General features: G+C 73.5%; 21 protein-coding genes. 10 read left to right on the top strand and 11 right to left on the bottom strand.

The window, feature by feature from the left end; translation table 11 throughout:
- Nucleotides 1-53: 53 nt before the first annotated feature.
- Complete coding sequence (locus HS99_RS34455; RefSeq protein WP_030282610.1) at nt 54-842, bottom strand: SDR family NAD(P)-dependent oxidoreductase; 789 nt, start codon at nt 840-842, stop codon at nt 54-56.
- 234 nt (nt 843-1,076) lie between these two features.
- On the opposite strand from HS99_RS34455, the gene HS99_RS34450 reads away from it, so the two are divergent.
- Genes HS99_RS34450 through HS99_RS34435 form a run of 4 tightly spaced genes read left to right on the top strand, consistent with a single transcriptional unit; the run spans nt 1,077 to nt 4,444 of the window.
- Nucleotides 1,077-1,493: a nuclear transport factor 2 family protein gene (locus HS99_RS34450; protein WP_030282608.1), complete on the top strand. Its 417-nt coding sequence runs from the start codon at nt 1,077-1,079 to the stop codon at nt 1,491-1,493.
- 12 nt (nt 1,494-1,505) lie between these two features.
- Nucleotides 1,506-3,059: a class I adenylate-forming enzyme family protein gene (locus tag HS99_RS34445; RefSeq protein WP_030282605.1), complete on the top strand. Its 1,554-nt coding sequence runs from the start codon at nt 1,506-1,508 to the stop codon at nt 3,057-3,059.
- Nucleotides 3,060-3,102: 43 nt separating this feature from the next.
- Nucleotides 3,103-3,393, top strand: coding sequence for an antibiotic biosynthesis monooxygenase family protein (locus HS99_RS34440; protein WP_030282603.1), 291 nt, complete (start codon nt 3,103-3,105; stop codon nt 3,391-3,393).
- 13 nt (nt 3,394-3,406) lie between these two features.
- The gene (locus HS99_RS34435) at nt 3,407-4,444 is read left to right on the top strand and encodes a methyltransferase (protein WP_030549950.1); all 1,038 of its coding nucleotides are present in this window, start codon (nt 3,407-3,409) and stop codon (nt 4,442-4,444) included.
- 149 nt (nt 4,445-4,593) lie between these two features.
- On the opposite strand, the gene dapC is transcribed toward HS99_RS34435, so the two are convergent.
- The gene (dapC, locus tag HS99_RS34430; RefSeq protein WP_030549948.1) at nt 4,594-5,685 is read right to left on the bottom strand and encodes a succinyldiaminopimelate transaminase; all 1,092 of its coding nucleotides are present in this window, start codon (nt 5,683-5,685) and stop codon (nt 4,594-4,596) included.
- Nucleotides 5,682-6,104 (bottom strand): PPOX class F420-dependent oxidoreductase, encoded by a 423-nt coding sequence (locus HS99_RS34425; protein ID WP_030597156.1) that lies wholly within the window; start codon nt 6,102-6,104, stop codon nt 5,682-5,684. The genes dapC and HS99_RS34425 overlap by 4 nt, the downstream gene beginning before the upstream one ends.
- Before the next feature lie 164 nt (nt 6,105-6,268).
- Between HS99_RS34425 and HS99_RS34420 the strand changes: the two genes are divergently transcribed.
- The 3 genes from HS99_RS34420 to HS99_RS34410 are packed head-to-tail and all read left to right on the top strand — an operon-like array spanning nt 6,269 to nt 10,489.
- Nucleotides 6,269-7,741, top strand: a complete 1,473-nt coding sequence (locus HS99_RS34420) for an FAD-dependent monooxygenase (RefSeq protein ID WP_043387727.1) — start codon at nt 6,269-6,271, stop codon at nt 7,739-7,741.
- 28 nt (nt 7,742-7,769) lie between these two features.
- Nucleotides 7,770-8,804, top strand: coding sequence for a methyltransferase (locus tag HS99_RS34415; RefSeq protein ID WP_046385710.1), 1,035 nt, complete (start codon nt 7,770-7,772; stop codon nt 8,802-8,804).
- A gap of 17 nt (nt 8,805-8,821) precedes the next feature.
- On the top strand, nt 8,822-10,489 hold the full coding sequence (locus tag HS99_RS34410) for an NAD(P)/FAD-dependent oxidoreductase (RefSeq protein WP_030282590.1): 1,668 nt from the start codon (nt 8,822-8,824) through the stop codon (nt 10,487-10,489).
- An 80-nt stretch (nt 10,490-10,569) separates the two neighbouring features.
- On the opposite strand, the gene ctcQ is transcribed toward HS99_RS34410, so the two are convergent.
- Both ctcQ and tcr3 read right to left on the bottom strand, forming a co-directional pair.
- Entirely contained in the window at nt 10,570-11,145 is a 576-nt protein-coding gene (ctcQ, locus tag HS99_RS34405) for a flavin reductase CtcQ (RefSeq protein WP_030282588.1), read from the bottom strand.
- 217 nt (nt 11,146-11,362) lie between these two features.
- The gene (gene tcr3, locus HS99_RS34400; protein ID WP_030549944.1) at nt 11,363-12,895 is read right to left on the bottom strand and encodes a tetracycline efflux MFS transporter Tcr3; all 1,533 of its coding nucleotides are present in this window, start codon (nt 12,893-12,895) and stop codon (nt 11,363-11,365) included.
- A gap of 141 nt (nt 12,896-13,036) precedes the next feature.
- Here tcr3 and HS99_RS34395 point away from each other — a divergent pair, with 141 nt between their 5' ends.
- A complete protein-coding gene (locus HS99_RS34395; protein ID WP_046385709.1) occupies nt 13,037-13,534 on the top strand; it encodes a MarR family winged helix-turn-helix transcriptional regulator in 498 nt (165 codons plus the stop codon).
- Here HS99_RS34395 and asnB read toward each other — a convergent pair.
- The 4 genes from asnB to HS99_RS34375 all read right to left on the bottom strand — a co-directional run bounded on the left by asnB (nt 13,518) and on the right by HS99_RS34375 (nt 18,156).
- Nucleotides 13,518-15,347, bottom strand: coding sequence for an asparagine synthase (glutamine-hydrolyzing) (gene asnB / locus HS99_RS34390; RefSeq protein ID WP_030549942.1), 1,830 nt, complete (start codon nt 15,345-15,347; stop codon nt 13,518-13,520). The two genes, HS99_RS34395 and asnB, sit on opposite strands and share 17 nt — an antisense overlap.
- Nucleotides 15,348-15,349: 2 nt before the next feature.
- On the bottom strand, nt 15,350-15,604 hold the full coding sequence (locus HS99_RS34385) for an acyl carrier protein (protein WP_030549940.1): 255 nt from the start codon (nt 15,602-15,604) through the stop codon (nt 15,350-15,352).
- Between the two features lie 69 nt (nt 15,605-15,673).
- Nucleotides 15,674-16,879 (bottom strand): ketosynthase chain-length factor, encoded by a 1,206-nt coding sequence (locus HS99_RS34380; RefSeq protein WP_030282574.1) that lies wholly within the window; start codon nt 16,877-16,879, stop codon nt 15,674-15,676.
- Nucleotides 16,876-18,156 carry a beta-ketoacyl-[acyl-carrier-protein] synthase family protein gene (locus tag HS99_RS34375; RefSeq protein ID WP_078867236.1) on the bottom strand — a complete coding sequence of 427 codons (1,281 nt, stop codon included), beginning with the start codon at nt 18,154-18,156 and terminating at the stop codon, nt 16,876-16,878. Before HS99_RS34375 ends, HS99_RS34380 begins: the two co-directional genes overlap by 4 nt.
- Nucleotides 18,157-18,438: 282 nt before the next feature.
- Here HS99_RS34375 and HS99_RS34370 point away from each other — a divergent pair, with 282 nt between their 5' ends.
- Together HS99_RS34370 and HS99_RS34365 are read left to right on the top strand one after the other, a co-directional pair.
- The gene (locus HS99_RS34370; protein ID WP_030549937.1) at nt 18,439-19,683 is read left to right on the top strand and encodes an FAD-dependent monooxygenase; all 1,245 of its coding nucleotides are present in this window, start codon (nt 18,439-18,441) and stop codon (nt 19,681-19,683) included.
- Nucleotides 19,680-21,002 (top strand): cation:proton antiporter, encoded by a 1,323-nt coding sequence (locus HS99_RS34365; protein ID WP_030549935.1) that lies wholly within the window; start codon nt 19,680-19,682, stop codon nt 21,000-21,002. Before HS99_RS34370 ends, HS99_RS34365 begins: the two co-directional genes overlap by 4 nt.
- Before the next feature lie 36 nt (nt 21,003-21,038).
- Here the strand turns inward: HS99_RS34365 and HS99_RS34360 are convergent, their stop codons facing one another.
- Together HS99_RS34360 and HS99_RS34355 are read right to left on the bottom strand one after the other, a co-directional pair.
- On the bottom strand, nt 21,039-21,302 hold the full coding sequence (locus tag HS99_RS34360; RefSeq protein ID WP_051746784.1) for a DUF6059 family protein: 264 nt from the start codon (nt 21,300-21,302) through the stop codon (nt 21,039-21,041).
- 203 nt (nt 21,303-21,505) lie between these two features.
- Nucleotides 21,506-22,549 carry an endonuclease/exonuclease/phosphatase family protein gene (locus HS99_RS34355; RefSeq protein ID WP_030549933.1) on the bottom strand — a complete coding sequence of 348 codons (1,044 nt, stop codon included), beginning with the start codon at nt 22,547-22,549 and terminating at the stop codon, nt 21,506-21,508.
- Between the last annotated feature and the right edge of the window lie 73 nt (nt 22,550-22,622).

Here is a 22,622-nt window from a genome sequence, read left to right as displayed (position 1 = left end):
ACCGGCCCTTTCCGTCGGCGGGGTGAAGTTCGGCGGGGTGCGTGGGGTGCGGCTCAGTAGATGCCGAGGCCACCGCAGACGTTGATCGCCTGCGCGGTGACCGACGCGGCGTCGGGGGTGGTCAGGTAGTCGACCATGCCGGCGACCTCCTCCGCGGTGGAGTAGCGGCCGAGCGGGATCTTCTGCTCGAAGCGCGAGAGCACGTCCTCCTCGGTGGTCGCCCAGGTCGCGGCGTACGCCTGGCGGACCCGCACGGCCATCGGCGTCTCGACGTAGCCGGGGCAGACGGCGTTGACCGTGGTGCCGGTGTGGGCGAGCTCCTTGGCCAGCGCCTTGGTGAAACCGATGACGCCGGCCTTGGAGGCCGAGTAGGGGGCGCCCAGCGGGACACCCTGCTTGCCGCCGGTGGAGGCGACGCTGATGATCCGCCCGTGCCCGGCCGCCTCCATGCCGCCGGTGGTGAGGACCTCGCGGGTGACGCGGAAGACGCTGGTGAGGTTGGTGTCGATCACGTCCTGCCACAGCTCGTCGGTGAGGGTGGAGGTGACGCCACCGCCGTTGCGTCCGGCGTTGTTGACCAGCACGCCGATCGCGCCGAAGCGGTCCACCGCCGCCCGGACGACCCTGCTCACGTCCTGCGCGGAGCGGACGTCGGCCGCGAGGCCGTCCACCTCCAGGCCCTCGCCGCGCAGGCGGGCGACCGTCTCGGCGACGCCCTGCGCGGTGCGGGCGCAGATGAAGACGCTCAGCCCGCGCCGGGCCAGCCGCTCGGCGCTGGCCAGTCCGATGCCGCTGGTCGCCCCGGTCACCAGGGCGACGTCGCCGGTCGTCACGGTGCTCATCGCATCGATCTCCTGTCTCGCTCACGGATCGCGGGCCCGGGCGGGCCCGCCGGTCGGGGCCCGCCCCCGCGCCCCGTCGGGAACCCGGGGGAACAGGCCCCGGGCCGACCCTGCCCGGACGGCTTCGACTGCGGTTCGAGCGCGCCGCACACGCCGACCGCTCCAACGGGATTCGAAGCGCGGGTGGGAGCGTCGGCGCTGCCCAACCACCGACGCAACGAGGAGGCCCGGAGCATGACCGGTTCGCTCTACGAGGAGGTCCAGCACTTCTACGGGCGGCAGATGCGCCACCTGGACGAGGGTGAGGTCACCGAGTGGGCCGCGACCTTCACCGAGGACGGCGTGTTCGCCGCCAACGCCCGCCCGCACCCGCAGGAGGGTCGCGCGGCGATCGAGCAGGGCGCCCGGGAAGCCGCGCAGCGCCTGGCCGATGCCGGAATCCGGCACCGGCACTGGCTGGGGATGCTGGAGGTCGCCGCGCAGCCGGACGGCCTGGTGCTCGCCAAGACCTACGCGCTGATCGTCGCGACGCCCAAGGGCGGGCCGGCCGCCGTGCACCTGAGCTGCAGCTGTGAGGACCAGCTGGTGCGCGTCGACGGCGAGTTGAAGGTCCGGCACCGCCGGGTGCACCGGGACGACCTGCCCGCCTGAGAGGAGGCCACCGTGGACCTCCCACGGGACAGTACGACCTTCGGTCCGCCGCTGGACGTGGTGGCGGAGCTGATCGGCGGGCCCCGGATCGACGACCTCGTCCGTCGCGCGGCTGAGCTGACGCCCCGTCATGTCGCTCTGGTGCACGGTGACCTGGTGCTCGACCACGCCGCGCTGGAGGCCCGGGTGAGCGACTGCGCCGAGGCGCTGCGCGCCGCGTTCGGCGGTCCCGGCACGGTCATCGCGATCGCCGCCGAACTGACCGTCGACTTCGCCGTCACCTTCCTGGGCATCTCCCGCTCCGGGAACACCAGCGCCATGTTCAACCCGCTCGTCCCGGACGACACCCTGGTGCACGTCCTGAACTCCTGCGGCGCCCGGGCGGCCGTGCTGTCGCCCCGGATGCACCGCCGTGTCCTGGCCCTGCGGGACCGGCTGCCGCTGCTGCGGCAACTGGTGGTGACCGCCGACGCGCTCGACGGCACGCCCGTCCTGGACGCCCTGGAGCGCACCGCCGTCCCGGCCGGCGAGGTGGTGGAGACCGCCTGCCTGCAGTTCACCAGCGGCACCACCGGCGCGCCGAAGACCGTCCGGCTCAGCCACCGCAACCTGCTGGTGAACGCGGCGCAGTCGGCGCACGCCCACCGGCTGACGGCCGACGCCGTCTCGCTCAACAACCTGCCCTCCTTCCACCTGATGCACCTGAACACCGCGCTCGCGGTCGGCGCGACGCACGTGCTCTGCCCGGAGGAGGACCGCGCGGCGCTGGTGGGACTGGCCCGTACCTGGCGGGCCTCGCACCTGTACAGCCTGCCGGTGCGGTTGTCCCGGCTCGCCGGGGACGAGCGGCTGCCCGACTTCCGCGTCCCCTCGCTACGGGCGGTGCTGTCCGGTGGATCGGCGCTGCCGCCCCGGACGACGACCGCCCTGCAGGAGCACTTCGGGGTGCCGGTCGTCCAGGGCTACGGCCTCGCCGAGACGTCCCCGTCGACGCACTTCGACCTGCCCGAGGGGCCCACCCTCGGCTCCAGTGGGCCCCCGGTCGCCGGGACGGCCTGCCGGATCGTGGACGTGCGCACCGGCGCGGTGCTGCCGGTGGGCGAGCGCGGTGAGATCCAGGTCCGGGGCCCGCAGTTGATGCTGGGCTACCTGGGCGACGGGCCCACCGACGCCGTCGACGCGGACGGCTGGTTCCGCACCGGTGACGTCGGCCGGATCGACGAGGCCGGCCGCCTGTTCGTCGTCGACCGGATCAAGGACGTCTTCAAGTGCGACAACTGGCTGGTGTCGCCGACCGAGATCGAGCGGGTGCTGATGCGGCACCCGGCCGTCGCCGACTGCGTGGTCTTCGACCAGCCCGACGAGCTGAGCGGCGCCGTCGCCGTCGGCCTCGTCGTGCCGCGCGGCGAGGGCGTCGACCCGGCCGCCCTGGCCGCGTTCGCGAACGCCCGGCTCCCCTACTACGAGCACCTGAAGCAGCTGCGCCTGGTGGAGGGCATCCCGCGCTCCGCCACGGGCAAGGTCCAGCGGCGCGAGCTCCGTGACCGGCTGTTCGGCTCCCTCTGACCCGCACCACCCCACCCGTCCGACCCACCACAGGAGGAACACCGTGTACACCTTCATCAACCGTTTCACCGTCACCGGGGACGTCGCCGAGTTCGAGACGCTCGTCGGCGAGATCAGCGAGTTCATGAGCGGCCGGCCCGGCTTCCGCTCGCACCGGCTGTACCGCTGCGCCACGGACGCCTCGGTGTACGTGGAGACCGCCGAGTGGGACGACGCGGCCTCGCACCGGGCGGCGACCGGCTCGCCGGAGTTCCGCGCCCGGGTCGGCAAGGTGATGAGCCTGGCCAAGGCCGAGCCGGCCCCGTTCGACCTGCTCGCGCAGCACGGCGCCTGAGAGGGGGAGCACCATGACGGACAACGGCGAGATCATTGCGCAGCCGGTGATCCAGCTGCGCGAGCTGGGGCTGGCGGCGGCCGGCGCCGCCGCCGTGCGGGCCGCGGCCCGGCTGGGCCTGGCTGACGCCCTGGGCGACGAGCCCGCCGGCGCGGCCGAGCTGGCCCGGGCCGTGAACGCGGACCCGGACACCCTGCAGCGGCTGCTGCGCGCCCTGGCCTGCTACGGCGTGTTCGCCGAGCAGCCGGACGGTCGGTACGTGCACACCGGCGCCTCCCGGCTGCTGCGCGAGGACACCCCGCGCAGCCTGAAGGACATGGTGCTCTGGGGCACCGAGCCGTGGACCTGGGAGCTGTGGGGCCACCTCGACGAGGCGGTGCGCACCGGCAAGGCCGTCTTCCCCGAGCTGCACGGCATGGACTTCTTCGACCACCTGCACGCCCACTCCCCCGAGTCGGCGGCCGTGTTCGACCGGGCGATGACCCAGTCCAGCCGGCTCTCCGCGCTCGCGTTGGCCGACCGGCTGGACCTCGGCGGGGTCGGCACGGTGGTGGACATCGCCGGTGGCCAGGGGCACGTGCTGGCCACCCTGCTGGAGCGCAACCCCGGTCTGCGCGGCACCCTGCTGGACCTGCCCGAGGTCGTCTCCGGGGCCGACGCCCGGCTGCGGCCGGGCGGTGCGCTGGCCGGGCGCGCCACGCTGCTCGGCGGCGACTGCCGGCGGGAGATCCCGGTGCAGGCCGACGTCTACCTGCTGAAGAACATCCTGGAGTGGGACGACGAGAGCACCGTCCTGACGCTGCGCAACGTCGTCCGGGCGGCTGCTCCGGGCAGCCGGGTGATCGTGGTCGAGAACCTGGTGGACGGCAGCCCCGAGCTGCGGTTCACCACGGCGATGGACCTCCTGCTGCTGCTCAACGTCGGCGGCCGCAAGCACACCAGGGCCGGCCTGGTCTCGCTGATCGAGGAGGCGGGCCTGACCCGGGCCGAGGTCCGTCCGGTCAACTCCTACCTGCACCTGGTGGAGAGCGTGGTGCCCGAACGGGGCTGACCCGCCCGCCCACGGCCGCCGCCCCCGGACCCGTCCGGGGGCGGCGGCCGTGCTGTCCGGGGCGGCGGCCCTCGCACTGTCCGGGGCGGCGGTGAGCCCCGTCGGCACGGCCGACGGGGCTCGGGGGCGGAACGGGAAGGGGAGCGGGGTCAGATGCCCTCGGCGAGCCGCTTCACCGCCTGCTCGACCCGCTCGTCGGTCTCGGTGACGGCCACCCGCACGTGCCGGGCGGCCGCAGCGCCGTAGAACTCACCGGGCGCCACCAGGATGCCGCGGTCGGCCAGCGCACCGACGGTCGTCCAGCACGGCTCGTCCCTGGTCGCCCAGAGGAACAGCGCACCGGCCGAGTGCTCGATCCGGAAGCCGGCGTCCACCAGCGCCCCGCGCAGCAGCTCGCGCCGCCGGGCGTAGCGCTGGCGCTGGGCCGCCAGGTGCGCGTCGTCACCGAGCGCGGCGACCATGGCGGCCTGCACCGGGGCGGGGACCATGTGGCCGGCGTGCTTGCGCACCTCCAGCAGCGTCGCGATGACGGCCGGGTCGCCGGCGGCGAAGCCCGCCCGGTAGCCGGCCAGGTTGAAGCGCTTGGACAGCGAGTGCACCGCCAGTACGCCGTGGTGGTCGCCGCCGGTGACCTCGGCGTGGAGCACCGAGCGGGTCGAGCGCTCCCACACGTGGTCCAGGTAGCACTCGTCGTTGACCACCAGGGTGCCGCGCTCGCGCGCCCACTCGACGACCGCGCGCAGTTCGGCGGCGTCGAGCACCCGGCCCTCCGGGTTGGACGGGGAGTTCAGCCACAGCAGGCGCGGCGCGGGGCCGTCGTAGCTCAGCGGGTCGTCCGTCCGGACGAAGGTGGCACCGGCCAGTCGAGCGCTCACCTCGTAGGTGGGGAAGGACAGTTGGGGGGCAAGGACGACGTCCCCCGGGCCCAGGCCCAGCATGGTGGGCAGCCAGGCGATCAGCTCCTTGGTGCCGACCGCCGGGATCACGGCCTCCGGCTCGACGCTCACGCCCTCGCGGCGCAGCAGCCAGGCCGCGGCGGCGGCCCGCAGCGCGGGCGTGCCCTCGGTGGACGGGTAGCCCGGGGCGTCGGCCGCGGCGGCCAGGGCCGCGCGCACGGCCTCCGGGGTCGGGTCGACCGGGTCACCGAGCGCCAGGTTGACCAACCCGTCGAGGTGGGCGGCCGCGCGCCTGCGGTACGGGAACAGAACGTCCCAGGGGAACTTCGGCAGCCGCTCGATCATGCCTGCGCCCCCGCCCCGACGTTGCGGGCCAGCGGCGGAGCCTGGCAGTCGGAGTCGATGCCCCAGGAGACGATCCGCTCCGGCGTGATCCGGATCAGCTCGTCGTCGACGTGCGGCAGGATCTCCTTGCCGCCGGTCGCCAGCGCGACGGCGGTGCCCCGGATCTCGATCCCGCGGACGACCCAGCGCTGCGCGTCCACGATGTCGTCCACCACCAGCGACACCCGCGGATGCCCCTGCACGTGGCGGTACTTGAGGCTGCGGGCCATGCCGCGCCCGGTCACGTCGACGGTGCCGAGCTCGGCGTTGTAGTGGAAGCCCAGCGGGACGACGTGCGGCTGTCCCCGGCCGTCCACGGTGGCCAGGCGGGCGAGCGGCTGCGAGGCCAGGTAGGCGGCCTCTTTCGCGGTGAATGGCATGGCTGTCCTCGGTGTCTGCGGGTCAGGGTCGGCGCCCACGCTAGGCAGCCTGCTTCGAGCGGCCTTGGTGCCGTTCGGCCTGCTCGCGTACCCGCGCTGGACTCCGGCTCGAAGTCCGGCTGACACGGTGAGGCCGTCGTACCGGACCGAGACGGGAGGTCGCGTTGGACTGCGATGTGGTGGTGGCGGGAGCGGGGCCGACCGGCCTGATGCTCGCCTGCGAACTGGCCCTGGGCGGAGCCCGGGCGGTGGTGGTGGAACGGCGCCGCGAGCCGGAGAAGCACTCCAAGGCCATGGGCATGCAGGGCCGCACCGTGGAACTGCTCGAACTGCGCGGGCTGCTCGACCGCTTCAAGGAGGGCGCGGGCGTGCTGCAGGGTGGCAACTTCGCCAGCCTGGGCGTGCCGATGCGCTTCGAGGAGTTCGACACCCGCCACCCGTACGTGCTGCTGGTGCCCCAACTGCGCACCGAGGAGCTGCTCGCCGAACGGGCCCGCGAACTGGGCGTGCGGATCGTGCGCGGCTCGGGCGTCACCGGCTTCGCCCAGGACGCCGACGGGGTCACCGTCGAGACGGACACGGGCCTGCTTCGGGCACGGTACCTGGTCGGCTGCGACGGCGGCGGCAGCACCGTCCGCAAGGCCGCCGGCATCGGCTTCACCGGACAGGACCCGCACATGTACGCCCTCATCGGCGACATGCGCTTCAGCGGCGACCTGCCGCGCGGCGAGGGCCTCGGCCCAATGCGGCCGGTGGGCCTGGTCAACCCCGCCAAGCGGTCCTGGTTCGGCGCCTTCCAGCACCAGCCGGGCGTCTACCGGGCCACCGTCGCCTGGTTCGACCGGCCCTTCGCCGACCGCCGCGCCCCGGTCACCGAGGAGGAGATGCGCGCCGCACTGGTCGAGCACACCGGCAGTGACCACGGGATGCACGACGTCACCTGGCTGTCCCGCCTCACCGACGTCTCCCGGCTGGCCGACTCCTACCGGCTGGGCCGGGTGCTGCTGGCCGGCGACGCCGCGCACATCCACCTGCCGGCCGGCGGCCAGGGGCTCAACCTGGGCTTCCAGGACGCCGTCAACCTCGGCTGGAAGCTGGCCGCCGTGGTCCGCGGCCACGGCACCGAGGAGCTGCTGGACAGCTACGGCCGCGAGCGTCGCCCGATCGCCGACGGCGTGGTGCGCAACACCCGCACCCAGGCCGTCCTGATCGACCCGGACCCGCGGTACGAGGCACTGCGCCAGACCTTCCGCGACCTGATGGCGCTGCCCGACACCAACCGCCACATCGCCGGCATGCTCTCCGGCTTCGACGTCGCCTACGGCGGCGGCGACCACCCTCTGGTCGGCCGCCGGATGCCGGACGCCGAGCTGATCACCGCGGACGGGCCGCGGAGGATCAGCGATTGCTTCGCCGGGGCCCGCGGTCTGCTGCTGCTCCCCGAACAGGGCCCGACCGCCTCGCCGCTGGCCGCCTGGGCGGACCGCGTGGACACCCTGACCGTCAAGTCGGGCGGCCCGGACCCGGACACCGCCCACCTCGTCCGCCCGGACGGCTACGTGGCCTGGGCCGGCGAACCGGCCCGCACCGAGGAACTGCACCACGCCGCGACCACCTGGTTCGGCGCGGCGGCCTGATCCCCCTCCCCCTGAGAAAGGACGCACGATGACCTCGTCCACCGACAGCGCCGCCGCCCGCGCGCGCCGGATCGTCGCCCTCAACACCGCCTACTTCCAGGCGAAGGCGCTGCAGAGCGCGGTCGAGCTCGGCCTCTTCGAGCTGCTCGCCGAGCGCTCCGCCGGGCTCGACCAGATCCGCGCCGAACTGGGCGTCCGGCACCGGCTGTTCAAGGACTTCCTGAACGCCCTGGTCGGCCTCGGCCTGCTGGACGAGCAGGACGGCGGCTACCGGGCCTCCGAGCTCGCCCGGGAGTTCCTGCTCCCCGGCCCCACGTACCTCGGCGGCACCGCCCGCCAGCACGCTCGGCTGCACTACCACGCCTGGGCGCAGCTGACCGACGCGCTGCGCGACGGCAAGGCCAAGTCGGCCGTGGCCGCGCAGGGCCAGCTGGCCTACCCCAAGCAGTACGAGGACCTGGACCGCGCCCGGCAGATCATGCTGCACATGGACGCCCACAACGGTTTCACGGCCGACGAGTTGGCGCGCGCGATCGACTGGAGCCGGTACACCTCCTTCGTGGACGTCGGCGGCGGGCGCGGCAACGTCGCCTCCCGGATCGTCACCGCCCACCCGCACCTGCGCGGCGGGGTCTTCGACCTGCCGGCGCTGCGCCCGCTCTTCGAGGAGCTGGTGGCCTCGGCCGGAACCGCCGACCGGGTGGACTTCCACGGCGGTGACTTCTTCGCCACCGACCTGCCGGAGGCGGACGTGGTGATCTTCGGTCACGTCCTGCCGGACTGGCCGGTCGGGGACCGCAGGGAGCTGCTGCGCCGCGCCCACAAGGCGGTGCGCCCGGGCGGCCTGGTGGTGCTGTACGACGCCATGATCGACCCGGAGGAGCGCGACCCGGAGGTCCTGCTGCAGCGGATCAACCACACCATGATCCGGGACGAGGCCGGGGCCTACTCGCTGCAGGAGGCCCGCGCCTACCTGGAGGAGGCCGGCTTCACCGTCGACCGGATCGCCGCCTCCGACACCATCACCCGCGACCACTTCGCCATCGGCGTCAAGTCGGTCTGAAGGAAAAGGAGTTCGACATGACCGACACAACCGCGGATCAGACGCGGCACGGCGACCGGCCGTACGACGTCGTCATCATCGGCAGCGGGCTGTCGGGCACCATGCTCGGCTCGATCCTCGCCAAGCACGGCTTCCGGATCATGCTGCTGGACGGTGCCCACCACCCCCGCTTCGCCGTCGGCGAGTCCACCATCGGGCAGACGCTGGTGGTGCTGCGGCTGATCTCGGACCGGTACGGGGTGCCGGAGATCGCCAACCTGGCGAGCTTCCAGGACGTCCTCGCCAACGTCAGCAGTTCGCACGGGCAGAAGAGCAACTTCGGCTTCATGTTCCACCGGGACGGCGAGGAGCCGGACCCGAACGAGACCAGCCAGTTCCGCATCCCCTCGATCGTCGGCAACGCGGCCCACTTCTTCCGCCAGGACACCGACTCCTACATGTTCCACGCCGCGGTGCGCTACGGCTGCGACGCCCGGCAGTACTACCGGGTGGAGAACATCGAGTTCGACGACGGCGGGGTGACCGTCTCCGGCGCGGACGGCAGCACCGTCCGGGCCCGCTACCTGGTCGACGCCAGCGGCTTCCGCTCGCCGCTGGCACGGCAGTTGGGGTTGCGGGAGGAGCCGAGCCGGCTCAAGCACCACGCCCGCTCGATCTTCACCCACATGGTCGGAGTGGACGCGATCGACGACCACGTGGACACGCCGGCCGAGCTTCGCCCGCCGGTGCCGTGGAACGACGGGACGATGCACCACATCTTCGAGCGCGGCTGGATGTGGATCATCCCGTTCAACAACCACCCCGGGGCCACCAACCCGCTGTGCAGCGTCGGCATCCAGCTCGACGAGCGCCGCTACCCCGCCCGGCCGGACCTGACGCCCGAGGAGGAGTTCTGGTCCCACGTGGACCGCTTCCCGGCGGTGCAGCGGCAGTTGAAGGGCGCCCGCAGCGTGCGCGAGTGGGTGCGAACGGACCGCATGCAGTACTCCTCGAGCCGGACGGTCGGCGAGCGCTGGTGCCTGATGTCGCACGCGGCCGGCTTCATCGACCCGCTCTTCTCCCGCGGCCTGTCCAACACCTGCGAGATCATCAACGCGCTGTCCTGGCGGCTGATGGCCGCGCTGCGCGAGGACGACTTCGCGGTCGAGCGCTTCGCCTACGTGGAGGAACTGGAGCAGGGCCTGCTGGACTGGAACGACAAGCTGGTCAACAACTCCTTCATCTCCTTCTCGCACTACCCGCTGTGGAACTCGGTCTTCCGGATCTGGGCCTCGGCCAGCGTGATCGGCGGCAAGCGCATCCTCAACGCACTGACCAGGACCAAGGAGACCGGCGACGACAGCCACTGCCAGGCGCTGGACGACAACCCGTACCCGGGCCTGTGGTGTCCGCTGGACTTCTACAAGGAGGCCTTCGACGAGCTCACCGAGCTGTGCGAGGCCGTGGACGCCGGGCACACCACGGCCGAGGAGGCCGCGCGGGTGCTGGAGCAGCGGGTCCGCGAGTCGGACTGGATGCTGCCGGCCCTGGGCTTCAACGACCCCGACACCCACCACATCAACCCGACGGCGGACAAGATGATCCGGATCGCGGAGTGGGCCACCGGTCACCACCGCCCGGAGATCCGTGAGCTGCTGGCCGCCAGCGCCGAGGAGGTCAGGGCGGCGATGCGGGTCAAGCCGTAACACGAGGGGCAACGGCGAGGGCCGCGTCCGGGGAGGTGCTCCCGGACGCGGCCCTCGCCGTTCGCCGCACGCGGGCGGGCTCAGCCCTCGGCCGCCAGGGTCAGGGCGGCCGTCCGCGGATCCTCCTCCACCGGCCAGCGGGCGTAGGAGCGGCGCCAGTACATCAGCGGGCTGGGCACCTCGGGCCGGGGCCCGCCGGCCACCACCGCGCCGATCACGATGGTGTGGTCGCCCGCGTCGAGGGCCGCGGCGACCCGGCACTCGGCGTGCGCGACGACGTCGGCCGACATGACCGGCACGCCACCGGCGCTGCCCGGCTCCCACCGGACGTCCCGGAAGCGGTCGTCCACGGGCGCGGCGAAGCGCGCGGACGTGGACTCCCCTCCGCCGCGCAGCACGTTGACGGCGAACTCGCCGCGCTCCAGGAGGGCCTTCAGCACCCGGCTGTCGCGGTTGATGCAGACCAGCAGCAGGGGCGGGGCCTTGGAGACGCTGCAGGCGGCCGAACAGGTCAACCCGTACGGCTCCCCGTCCGGTCCCAGGGTCGTCACCACGGTGACCCCGGTCGGCAGGGCGCCCATGATCGACAGGAAGGTGTCGCCGTCCACCAGGCCGGGGGCCAGGTCCAGCGGCAGGGACAGGGGTTCGGGGGGCATCGGTCCTCCACTCTCGGCGGGTCGGTGCCCCCATGCTCGCGGGGCGCCTTCGAGCCGGCGCCGGGCCGTCGTCGGGCCCTCCGCGCGCGCGAACGGGCGCGCGAACGGGCGCGCGCGAGGGCGCGCGGACGCGGCCGGAGCCGGAGCGGAAAAGCGCGTACCCCCGGCACGGGGGTGACCGGGGGTACGCGGGTTCAGGGGGTGCGCGTGCGCGCGCTCACTCCTCGTCGCGCAGTTCCCGCAGCGGGAAGGTGAGCAGGAAGCCCACCGCAAGGATCAGGCCGCCGACCAGGAACATCGTGTCGAAGCCCGAGGTGAAGGCGTCGACCGCCGAGGCGCTCAGGCCGCCGGTGGAGCCCGGGTCGGAGAGCGCACGGCGCACGGCCTCGTCCGGGTCGGCCCCGTCGAGCCTGCCGGCGGCGACGCCGAACAGCACCGACATGAAGACGGCGGCGCCGCTCGTGCCGCCGAGCTGGCGGAACAGCCCGGAGGCGGCGTTGGCCACGCCCAGCTCGGACTTGGGCGCCGAGCTCTGGATCGCCAGGGTGATGACGGTCTGGGAGAGCCCGATGCCGAAGCCCAGCCAGGCCGCGATCACCACGATCACCGCGAGCGGGGTGTCCGCGCCCGCGGCGGAGAGCGACAGCAGTGCTCCGGCCATCGAGCCGAGGCCCACGATCGCGGGCTTCTTGTAGCGGTTCCACTTCTTGATGATCTTGGCGCAGATCGTCTGGGAGACGATCGCCCCGGTCATCACCGGGATGATCACCAGTCCGGCGACGGTGGCACTGCGCCCCTGCACCAGCTGCAGGAACAGCGGCAGGGTGGAGACCGTACCGAAGATGCCGACGCCGATGGTGAAGTTGACGGCCGTGGCCATCGTGATGCCACCGCGCCGGAACAGCCGCAGCGGGACCATCGCCTCCAGCCCGCGGGCCCGCTCGGCGAGCACGAACAGCACCAGGCCGATCAGCGAGACGGCGAACAGCGTCAGCGAACGCGCCGATCCCCAGCCCCAGTCGAGGCCCTCCTCCGCCACGATCAGCAGCGGCACCAGGCAGAGCGCCAGGGTGAGCGCCCCCCGGAAGTCGATCGGGTGGTCCACCCTGCGGTGCGGCAGGTTGAGCGCCTTGCGCACGCTGAGCAGCGCCACGAGACCGAGCGGCACGTTGATCAGGAAGGCCCAGCGCCAGCCGGTCACCCCGAGGATCTCGCCGGCGCCCGCGAACAGGCCCCCGACGAGCGGGCCGAGCACACTGGCCGCCACCCAGGCCATCATCAGGTACGAGAAGTAGCGCCCGCGCTCGCGCACCGGGGCGAGGTCGGCGATGACGGCCGTCGGCAGCGACATCAGCCCGGCGCCGCCGAAGCCCTGGAGGACGCGGGCGATCGCCAGCGTCTCCATCGAGTTCGCCATCGCGCAGGCCGCCGAGCCGACGATGAAGACCGCGATCGCCGCCAGATAGAGCGGCTTGCGGCCGTAGATGTCGGACAGCTTGCCGTAGAACGGCATCGCGATCGTGGAGCTGACCAGGTAGCCGGTGATCACCCAGGCCTGGACGGTCTGGCCGTGCAGTTGGTCGCCGATCGTACGCAGCGCGGTGGAGACGATCGTCTGGTCGAGTGCGGCGAGCAGCACGGCCAACAGGAGCCCGGACAGCGCGGTGATGATCTGGCGGTGAGTGAAGCCGGCGGGGCCGCCGGCCTCGTCCGCGACGGCCTCGCCGGTCTGCGAGGTGGCGTTCGCCATTCCCATTTCTCCCACCGAATTCGACAAGGTCTTGTCGAACTGAGCGTAGTGGCTACCGTGGCGGAATGACAAGTTCTTGCCGAAATCCCGGCCCGGACGAGGCTAGGCTGGCCGTGGAGAGCCTGCGATTAGGCTGCCCCCATGACCGATCTCTCCCCCGCGGCCGAGACCTTGAGTGACATCACCACCGAACTGTTCGCCGTCAACGGAGCCCTGCTGCGCGCGGGCGACGCGCTGTCCGCCCGCTTCGGGCTCACCTCCGCGCGCTGGCAGGTCCTCGGGCTGCTGGCCGAGGGGCCGCAGAGCGCCGCCCACCTGGCGCGCGAGCGCGGGCTGCGCCGCCAGGCCGTCCAGCAGACCGTGGTGAAGCTGGTCGAGGAGGGCCTGGTCAGCACCTCCCCCAACCCGGCCGACCGGCGGGCCCCGTTGGTCTCGCTGACCGCCAAGGGCACCGACGCCCTCGCCCGGATCGAACCCGCCGAACGCCTGTGGATGGAGCACCTCGCGGGCGGCCTGGATCCGGACGACCTGAAGGCCACGCTGCGGCTGCTGCGTGGCCTTCGGGCGGTCCTGGCCGAGGGGCTGCCCCCGACGGCGGTCGGCGGCGCGGACGCCGCCGACGTCACAGGTCCAGCGTGACCTCGTACTCGGCGAGCCAGGAGTTGAGCCACAGCACCAGCTCCAGACTGCCCCGGTCGTAGGGCCGGCTCACCGCCCCGGTCGGACGGGCAGCCGCGGCCAGGGCCCGCTCGCGGTCCAGCAGCGGCAGCACCGGAGCGTCCGGATCGGCGAGCACCCCGGCCAGTTCGGCCCGCAGGGCGCCCTCGTAGCCCGGATCCTGGGTCGCCGGGTACGGGGTCTTCACCCGCTCGACCACCGAGCGCGGCAGCAGGTCGGCCACCGCCGCCCGCAGCAGGCTCTTCTCCCGGCCGTCGAAACTCTTCATCTCCCAGGGCACGTTGAAGACGTACTCCACGAGCCGGTGGTCGCAGAACGGCACCCGCACCTCGAGGCCGACCGCCATGCTCATCCGGTCCTTGCGGTCGAGCAGGGTCTGCACGAAGCGGGTCAGGTTCAGGTGACCGATCTCGCGCATCCGCCTCTCGGGCGCCGACTCACCCGGCAGCACCGGCACTTCGGCGAGCGCCTCGGCGTACCGGGCCGCCCGGTAGCCGTCCAGGTCGAGCTTGTCCAGCAGACCCGCCTGGAACAGCGAGCTGCCGCCGAAGTAGCGCGCCGAACCCGGGGTGAGCCACGGGAAGGTGGCCGCCCGCAAGGCCAACGGGTTGCGGAACCACCGGTAGCCGCCGAAGAGTTCGTCCGCGGCCTCGCCGGACAGCGCCACCGTGACGTTCTCCCGCACCGCGCGGAAGAACAGGTAGAGCGAGGGCCACATGTCGCCCCAGTACGCGGGCGGCAGGTCGGTGGCGCGCAGCACCGCGGAACGCACCGCCGGGTCCGACAGGCCGGGGCTGTCCAGCAGCACCTCCAGGTGGTCCGCTCCGACGTGCCCCGCCAGCTCGCGCACGTACGGCGCGTCCGCCTCCCGCCGGACGGCGTCGGAGGCGAAGGCGTCGGCGGCGCCCCGGAAGTCCACCGAGAAGGAGCGCACCGGCCCGCTGCGGGCGGCCAGCGCCGTCACGGCCGACGAGTCCAGGCCGCCGGAGAGCAGCGTGCCCAGCGGGACGTCCGAGACCAGCTGACGGGTGACGGTGTCGGCGAGCAGGTCACGGACGGTGCCGATGGTCGTCGGCAGGTCGTCGGTGTGCTCGCGGGCCTCCAGCCGCCAGTACGTCTGCCGGCGCACCCCGCCGCGCCCCACCCGGACGAGCTGACCCGGACGGACCTCGACGAGCCCGGAGAAGACGGCCGCCTCGGGCGTCTTCACCATGTCCAGCACCTCGCACAGCCCGTCCGGGCCGACCCGGCGGGACAGGGTCCGGTCCGCCAGGACGGCCTTGGGCTCCGAGCCGAAGCGCACGCCGGCGGCGGTCGGCCAGTAGTAGAGCGGCTTGACGCCCATCCGGTCGCGGACCAGCAGGAGTTCCTCGCTGTGCTCGTCCCAGACGGCGAAGGCGAACATCCCGTTGAGCCTCTCGACCAGCGCGGCGCCCCACTGGAGGTAGCCGCGCAGGACGACCTCGGTATCGCAGGACGTCCTGAACCGGTGGCCGTGCGAGGTGAGTTCGGCGCGCAGCTCACGGAAGTTGTAGATCTCGCCGCTGAAGGTGATCGCCGCGCCGCGGCCCTCGTGTTCCGCGGTCATCGGCTGCCGGCCGTGCTCGGGGTCGATCACCGACAGGCGCCGGTGACCGAGCCCGGCCGCGCGGCCGAACCAGAGGCCCTCGGCGTCCGGCCCCCGGCAGGCCATGGTGTCGGTCATCGCCTGGAGCAGGTCCCGGCGGTGTTCGGCCGGGGCGTCGTAGTCGACCACCCCCACGATTCCGCACATGCTCAGCCGGCCGTGGCGAGACCGAGGTTGACCGCGTCCAGGAGCATCCGCGGCGTGGTGGCCTCCACCACGGTCTCGTCGGGCAGGGTGATGCCGCGCTCGCGCTCGATGGTGTTGAGGGTGTTGAACAGGGCGAGCGAGTCGTAGCCGAGGTCGGCGAAGGGGACGTCCAGGATGTCGTCGTGGGCGACGCCCTCGTCGGCTCCGGCAGCCTCCTTCAGCGCGGCGATCAGGTCGTCAAGGGTGAACTCTGCCATGGCTGTTCCTCACATCGGTGGGTCGGTCTGTCGAATCCGGAAGGTCAGGCGGGCGGTCGGCCGGCCCGGTCAACTGGTCAGTACGAGAGCGCTGTTGAAGCCGCCGTGGCCGCGGGCGAGGACCAGCGCGCTGCCCAGCCGGGCCGGCCTCGGCCGGTCCCGCACCAGGTCGAGGTCCGGGTGGGCCGGCCGGCCGATGTGCACGGACGGCGGGATCACCCCGTCCCGCAGGGAGAGCAGCGCGGCCGCGACGTCCAGCGGGGCGCCACCGGCCAGCAGCCGGCCGGTCATCGTCTTGGGCGCCGTCACCGGCACCCCGCGCGGGCCGAACACCGCGCCCAGCACCTCGGCCTCGGCGCGGTCCTGCTCGGCCACGCCGCTGGCGTCGGCGAAGACCACGTCGACGTCGGAGGGGCCGATCCCGGCGTCGGCGAGCGCCGTGTCGATCGCCCGGCGCAGCCCGGGCGGGCGCCCGGAGCCGGGTCGGGGGTCGAAGGTGGCCGCGTAGCCGGCGATCCGCCCGTAGTGGCGGTGCTGCCCGCGCTCGGCGGCGCCGTCCGGGGTCTCCAGCACGAGCAGTGCGCCGCCCTCGCCCGGCACCCCGCCGGAGGCGTCGGCGTCGAAGGGCAGGAAGGCCCGCTGCGGGTCCCGCCGGGGGCTGACCGTGCCGCTGCGGCTGAGGCAGAGCCACGACCAGGGGCAGAGCGAGCCGTCCACCGCGCCGGCCAGCATCAGCGCGGTGCCCTCGCGCACGTGCCGGCGGGCCTTGGCCAGCGCGTCCAGGCCGCCCGCCTGCTCGGCCACCAGGGCCGAACCGGGGCCGCGCATGCCGTGCCGGATCGAGATCTGCCCGGTGTTGACCGGGTAGAACCACGCGAAGGACTGGTAGGCGCTGACGTAGGCCGGGCCCTTGCTCCACAGCGCCTGGAGTTCCTTCTGGCCGAACTCGAAGCCGCCGGCCGAGGCGGCCGTCACGACGCCGGCGGAGAAGTCCGGCATCGTCGTCGGGTCCGCCCCCGCGTCGGCGAGCGCCTCCTCGGCCGCGACCAGGGCCAGCCGCGTCATGTGGTCGGTCTGCGGCAGCAGTCGGCCCGGCAGGTGTTCCTCCGGCGTGAAGTTCACCTCGCCGGCCACGTGCGCCCGGTACCCGGTGGAGTCGAAGCGGGTCAGCGGCCCGAGACCGGACCGGCCCGCCAGTGTGGCGTCCCAGTACTCCGCAACGCCCCAGCCGTTCGGTGCCACCACGCCGATCCCGGTCACCACGACGTCGGTCATCCCCGGCTCCACTCCGGCTCGGCGAGCACGATCGCGCTCTGGAAGCCGCCGAAGCCGCTCGCCACGCTGAGCACCGTGCGCACCCGCTGTTCCCGCGCCACCAGCGGCACGTAGTCGAGGTCGCACTCGGGATCGGGCACGTGCAGGTTGGCCGTGGGCGGCACCACCGAGTGCTCGATCGCCAGCGCGCTGGCGGCGAACTCCAGGGCGCAGACCGCGCCCAGCGAGTGTCCGATCATCGACTTGATCGAGCTGACCGGCACCCGGTAGGCGTGGTCGCCCAGGCTCTTCTTGAACGCGGCGGTCTCGTGCCGGTCGTTCTGCTTGGTCGCCGAGCCGTGCGCGTTGACGTAGCCGACGTCCTCGGGGTTCATCCGGCTGCGGTCGAGCGCGACCCGGATAGCCTCGGCCATCTCGTTCCCGTCGACCCGCAGCCCGGTCATGCTGTAGGAGTTGCAGCGCCCGGCGTAGCCGGTGACCTCGGCGTAGATGTGCGCGCCGCGCCGGATCGCGTGCTCCCGCTCCTCCAGCACGAACATCGCCGCGCCCTCGCCGAGGGCGAAGCCGTTGCGGGTCAGGTCGAAGGGGCGCGAGGCGCTCTCGGGTTCGTCGTTGCGCGGGGTGGTCGCCTTGATCGCGTCGAAGCAGGCCACCGTGATCGGGGAGATCGCCGCGTCCGAGGCGCCGGCCAGCATCACGTCGGCCGCGTCGTCGCGGATCAGGTCGCAGGCGTGCGCGATCACGTCGATCCCCGAGGTGCATCCGGTCGACACCACGCCCACCGGACCCTCCGCCTCGACCAGCCAGGCCAGTTCGGTGGCCATCGAGGACGGGACGAAGTAGTCGTAGAGGTACGGGACGCCGTGCGCGTCGTCGACCAGCCGCTTGCGGCCCTCGTCGCTCACCACGGCGAACTCGCGGTCCAGACTGATCGTCATCCCACAGGCGGTGCCGGCCATCACCCCGGTGCGGATCGGGTCGTTGACGCCCGACACCCCCGAGTCGTCCAGCGCCTCGCGCGCGGCGACCACCGCGAACTGCGCGGTGCGGTCCCATTGACGGATCTGACGCTGCGTCAACCCTGCGGCCTGCGGGTCGAAGTCGCACTCGGCGGCGACCCTGGACCGGAACGGCGAGGGGTCGAAGGTCGAGATCGTCCGGGTCGCGGTCCGGCCGGCCGTCAGCAGCTCCCAGAACGCCTTGGTGCCCACCTCGCCCGGTGCCACCACGCCGATCCCGGTGACCACCACGCGCCGGCGGCCGTCGTCAACTCCCACCACTGCTCCCCCTGTCGATCTCCCCGTGCGTGTCCGGCGTCATGCCCTGACCTCCTGTCCGTGCGCCCCGTCCGCGGGCTCGGGCGGGCGGGGACTTGAGCCGGATCAGATCGTCCTGGCAGGCGTTCGCGGCGGCTTCGAGCCGCCGTCCACGCGCCTCCGGCCCCCGCCTTCCCGCCGCGGCGGGAAGAGCCGCACGCACGACGGCGGCGGCGCCGCACCCACGGCGGCGGGAAGACGACGCGAACCGGCGTCGAAGGGCGCCCCCTAGCGTCTGGCCGCATGGACATCGACACCGACATCTGCGTGGTCGGCGGCGGCCCGGCCGGGCTGACCCTCGCCCTGCTGCTGGTCCGCTCGGGCCTGCGCGTCACCGTGCTGGAACGCAGCCGCTCCCTGGACCGGGCCTACCGCGGCGAGATCCTCCAACCCGGCGGCCAGGCCTTGCTGGACGAGCTGGGCGTGCTCGGCCCGGCCCGGGCGCACGGCGCCGTCGAGCACGACCGCTTCCTGCTCGAGGAGCACGGACGCGTCCTCATCGACGGCGACTACCGGCGCCTGCCCGGGCCGTACAACTGCCTGCTGAGCCTGCCCCAGCGGCACCTGCTGACCGAACTGCTCGCGGCCTGCGAACGCCACGAAGGATTCCGCCAGTTCGCGGGCGCCAAGGCCACCGCCCTGATCGAGGAGGGCGGCTTCGTCCGCGGTGTGGTCGCGGGCGGCGCGGGCGGCTCCCCCGACCGGGTGGTGCGGGCCCGCTGCGTCGTCGCCGCGGACGGCCGCTTCTCCAAGGTCCGCTCGCTCGCCGGGATCGGCTACCGGCGCCAGGAGCTGTTCAGCCAGGACGTCCTGTGGTTCCGGCTGAGCGCACCGCCGCGCACGGACACCCGACGCCCGTGCGACGTCCGGGTCTTCCGGGCCGGCGGCAATCCGGTACTCAGCTACCGCTCGGTGCCCGAGGCGCTCCAGCTCGGCTGGACCCTCCCGCACGGCGGCTTCCGCAAGCTGGCCGACCGCGGCATCGGCCACATCGTCGACCAACTCGTCGACGCCGCACCGGAGTACGCCGACCTGATCCGCCAGGAGATCACCGGCTTCGGCGACGTCTCCCTGCTGGACGTCTTCTCCGGCAGCGCCGAGCACTGGGTGCGCGACGGCCTGCTCCTGATCGGCGATGCCGCCCACACCCACAGCCCGATCGGCGCCCAGGGGATCAACCTGGCCGTCCGCGACGCCGTCGCGGCCCACCCGGTGCTGGTCGAGGCCGTCCGCGGCGGCGACGCCGGCGCGGCCCGGCTCGCCCCGTACGAACGGCAACGCCGCCCCGAAGTGGAACGGATCACCCGGATCCAGCAGGTCCAGAGCCGCATGATGCTCTCCACCGGGCGCATCTCCTCCACGGTGCGCCCCCGGGCCGCGGCGCTGGTGTCCAGGACCCCGCTGTACGGGGCCGTGCTGCGCCGGATCGCCTTCGGCACCGCGCCCGTCCGGCTGCGCGCCGATCTGCTCGCCGAGGCGGGGCGGTGAGCGGCGGGGCAGCGATCGCCGCCGGCGACTCGGCGACGGCGAGCGGGGTGCTCCTCGCCCTCGCCGTCGTCCTCGCCAGCGCGTTCGTCTGCGGCCGGCTCGCCGCCCGGGTGCGCCAGCCCGTCGTCATGGGGGAGATCGTCGGCGGGGTGGCCCTCGGCCCCAGCCTGCTCGGGCTGCTGCCGGGGCACCTGGACGCCTCACTGTTCCCGGCGGAGGTCCAGTCCTACCTGCGGGTGCTGTCCCAACTGGGCCTGGTGCTCTTCATGTTCACCGTCGGCCTGCGCTTCGACGTCGGCCACCTGCGCGGCGCCGGGCGCCGGGTGACAGCGGTGTCGCTCAGCTCGGTGGCCCTGCCGTTCGCGCTCGGCGTGGGGCTCGCGGTGCTGCTCTACCCCTGGTTCGACAAGGCCCAGTTGAGCACCGACGGGAGGCTCGGCCCGGCCCTGTTCCTGGGCGCGGCGATGTCCATCACGGCCTTTCCCGTCCTCGCCCGGATCATCGCCGAGCGACGGATGCAGCACGACCCGCTCGGCAGCCTGTCATTGGCCTGCGCGGCCTTCCAGGACTTCCTCGCCTGGTGCGCGCTGGCGGTGGTGGTGGCGGTGGTGGAGGCCAAGGGCCTCTGGTCGCTGGGACGGCTGGCGCTCGACACGGCGGTGGTGGTCCTGGTGCTGGTCGGCGTCGTCCGCCCGCTCCTCTCCCGGCTGCTCGCCCCCGGCCGGCGCCGTCCCCTCCCCCGGCCGTGGATCCACGCGGTGCTCGTCACCGGCACCCTGGTCACCGCCTGGGTCACGGCCGAAATCGGCCTGGACGCGGTGTTCGGGGCGTTCATGTTCGGTGCGGCGGTGCCCCGGGACCGGATCGAGGCGATCGCGCCCGACGTCCCGGAGCAGATCGAGCGGGCGGGTCTCCTGCTGCTGCCGGCCTTCTTCGCGGTGACCGGCCTCGCCGTCGACCTCACCGGCCTCGGGCTGCGCGGCCTGGCCGTCGTGGCGGCGGTGCTGGTGGCGGCCTGCGCCGGCAAGTTCGTCGGTGCGGTCGCCGCCGCCCGGGCCACCGGCTCGAGCCGGCGCGAGGCGCGGGTGCTCGGCATCCTGCTCAACGCCCGGGGCCTGACCGAGCTGGTCATCCTCAACGTGGGCCACCGGCTCGGGGTGATCGACACCCGGATGTTCACCGCCATGGTGGTGATGGCCCTGGTCACGACGCTGATGACGGGGCCGCTCCTGGAGCGCCACACGGCGGGCTCCGCCGGATCCGCCACGCTCCCGGGCCCGGCGCCCGAGGCCGCACAGGCCTCGCGGACAACCTCCTGATGGCGGGCCGGCCACGACCTCCGGGGGGCGTGCCCCTCACGGCGGCTCCGTCCACCCGGAGACCCGGCGCAGCCGCCGACTCAGCCGCCGCTCGACCGGGCTGAGCGGAACGTCGGGGCGCAGCCGCTCCGGGTGCCCCGACGGTGGCCCGCCCCCGGCAGGGCCGCCCGGCTCGCCGGGCCGCCGGACCGGCCCGGGCTGCGGCGGCGGGGCCACGTAGCCGGCCATCTGCCCCAGCGCCGCCAGTCCGCGCAGGAGCACGGCCAGCAGATCGAGGAGCCGTTCGTTCGGTTCGCACATCCGCCGAGCATGGCGACCGGTCCTGAAGCGCGGTTCGAGCGGTACGGGAGGGGCGCCGGGCACGGCGAAGGACAGCCCGGCACCCTCGGAACCGCTGGAGCATGACCACGGCGCCGTCGGAGCTGCGGGTGTCCGTCACGCTGACGATCCGCCGCAGGAGGGTCGGGCGTGTCCGAGGGTTCCCGCCGGACCGGCCCCGAGCCTCACTGGTACCGGTAGGTGGCGGCCACCGCGAGGTGGTCGCTGCCGTCCCGGGGCAGGGTGCGGGAGTCCACCGGCTTCAGCCCGCCCTTGCTCATGATCTGGTCGATCCGCGCCATCGGGAACGCCGCGGGCCAGCTGAAGCCGAAGCCGTCCCCGGCCGCGCCCTGGGCCGAGCGCATCTGCGAGGTGACCGGTGCCAGGCTGCGGTCGTTCATGGTGCCGTTGAGGTCGCCGAGCAGCAGGACCTTCTTCACCGGCTCGGCCTGGATCGCGTCGCCGAGCGCCTGGGCGCTGACGTCCCGCTGGTGGGCGGTGAAGCCGCTCTCGGCCTTGAGCCGGACGGACGGCAGGTGCGCGACGTACACCGCGACCGGGCCCTGGGGGGTGGTGACCCGGGCCCGGAAGGCCCTGGTCCAACCGATCTTCAGGTCCACCGGGGAGACCTCGCCGATCGGGTACTTCGACCAGAGTCCGACCGTCCCCTCCACCGTGTGGTGCGGGTACGCCCCGGCGAGCCCGGTCTCGTACGACCGCAGCTGGTTGCCGGCCAGTTCCTGGAGCGCGACGATCTGGGCGTCCGAGGCGACCAGGCCGCGGATGGTGCCCGGCACGTCGGTGTTCCCGGCCTCGACGTTGTGGGTGACCACCGTCCAGTCGCCGGTGCCGCCGCTCTTGTCGGACACCAGCCCGCCGAACAGGTTGGCCCACAGCACGGCGGGCACCAGCAGGGCGAGCAGCGCGGTGGCGGAGCGGCGCAGCAGCGCGGGCACCAGCAGCACCGGGACGGCCAGGCCGACCCAGGGCAGGAAGGTCTCCAGCAGGCTGCCGAGGTTGCCGACGCTGTTCGGCATCTCGGCGTGGAAGGCCAGCAGCACCGCGGTGAGCAGGGCCAGCAGGGCGATCACCAGTCCGCGCCGCCAGGTGTTGCCGCCCCGGGCGTCCGGGCCCCAGTGCCGCAGGCCGAGGAAGCCACCGGTCCGGTCGGCGGGCGTGCCCGCGTCCTCGGGGACGGTGGTCCGCTCGGTGCTGTCCGCCTGCGCCATGCGTGGCTCCCGTCGCTCGTGCCGTCGCCGGTCCGGCTGCCGGTCCGTGGGTACGGGCGCGGCGCCGGACTGG

It is taken from the genome of Kitasatospora aureofaciens, assembly GCF_001188955.3.
In the GTDB taxonomy this organism is placed as follows: Bacteria; Actinomycetota; Actinomycetes; order Streptomycetales; family Streptomycetaceae; genus Kitasatospora; species Kitasatospora aureofaciens.
The sequence above is the reverse complement of the archived record's forward strand: the minus strand, read 5'-3'. Positions and strand labels throughout refer to the sequence as shown.

What these genes read in the sequence shown, in the direction of transcription:
- HS99_RS34455 (WP_030282610.1), bottom strand. Translation starts at nt 842, where the DNA reads ATGAGCACCGTGACGACCGGCGACGTCGCCCTGGTGACCGGGGCGACC.
- HS99_RS34450 (WP_030282608.1), top strand. Translation starts at nt 1,077, where the DNA reads ATGACCGGTTCGCTCTACGAGGAGGTCCAGCACTTCTACGGGCGGCAG.
- HS99_RS34435 (WP_030549950.1), top strand. Translation starts at nt 3,407, where the DNA reads ATGACGGACAACGGCGAGATCATTGCGCAGCCGGTGATCCAGCTGCGC.
- dapC (WP_030549948.1), bottom strand. Translation starts at nt 5,685, where the DNA reads ATGATCGAGCGGCTGCCGAAGTTCCCCTGGGACGTTCTGTTCCCGTAC.
- HS99_RS34425 (WP_030597156.1), bottom strand. Translation starts at nt 6,104, where the DNA reads ATGCCATTCACCGCGAAAGAGGCCGCCTACCTGGCCTCGCAGCCGCTC.
- HS99_RS34415 (WP_046385710.1), top strand. Translation starts at nt 7,770, where the DNA reads ATGACCTCGTCCACCGACAGCGCCGCCGCCCGCGCGCGCCGGATCGTC.
- HS99_RS34410 (WP_030282590.1), top strand. Translation starts at nt 8,822, where the DNA reads ATGACCGACACAACCGCGGATCAGACGCGGCACGGCGACCGGCCGTAC.
- ctcQ (WP_030282588.1), bottom strand. Translation starts at nt 11,145, where the DNA reads ATGCCCCCCGAACCCCTGTCCCTGCCGCTGGACCTGGCCCCCGGCCTG.
- tcr3 (WP_030549944.1), bottom strand. Translation starts at nt 12,895, where the DNA reads ATGGCGAACGCCACCTCGCAGACCGGCGAGGCCGTCGCGGACGAGGCC.
- HS99_RS34395 (WP_046385709.1), top strand. Translation starts at nt 13,037, where the DNA reads ATGACCGATCTCTCCCCCGCGGCCGAGACCTTGAGTGACATCACCACC.
- asnB (WP_030549942.1), bottom strand. Translation starts at nt 15,347, where the DNA reads ATGTGCGGAATCGTGGGGGTGGTCGACTACGACGCCCCGGCCGAACAC.
- HS99_RS34385 (WP_030549940.1), bottom strand. Translation starts at nt 15,604, where the DNA reads ATGGCAGAGTTCACCCTTGACGACCTGATCGCCGCGCTGAAGGAGGCT.
- HS99_RS34380 (WP_030282574.1), bottom strand. Translation starts at nt 16,879, where the DNA reads ATGACCGACGTCGTGGTGACCGGGATCGGCGTGGTGGCACCGAACGGC.
- HS99_RS34370 (WP_030549937.1), top strand. Translation starts at nt 18,439, where the DNA reads ATGGACATCGACACCGACATCTGCGTGGTCGGCGGCGGCCCGGCCGGG.
- HS99_RS34360 (WP_051746784.1), bottom strand. Translation starts at nt 21,302, where the DNA reads ATGTGCGAACCGAACGAACGGCTCCTCGATCTGCTGGCCGTGCTCCTG.
- HS99_RS34355 (WP_030549933.1), bottom strand. Translation starts at nt 22,549, where the DNA reads ATGGCGCAGGCGGACAGCACCGAGCGGACCACCGTCCCCGAGGACGCG.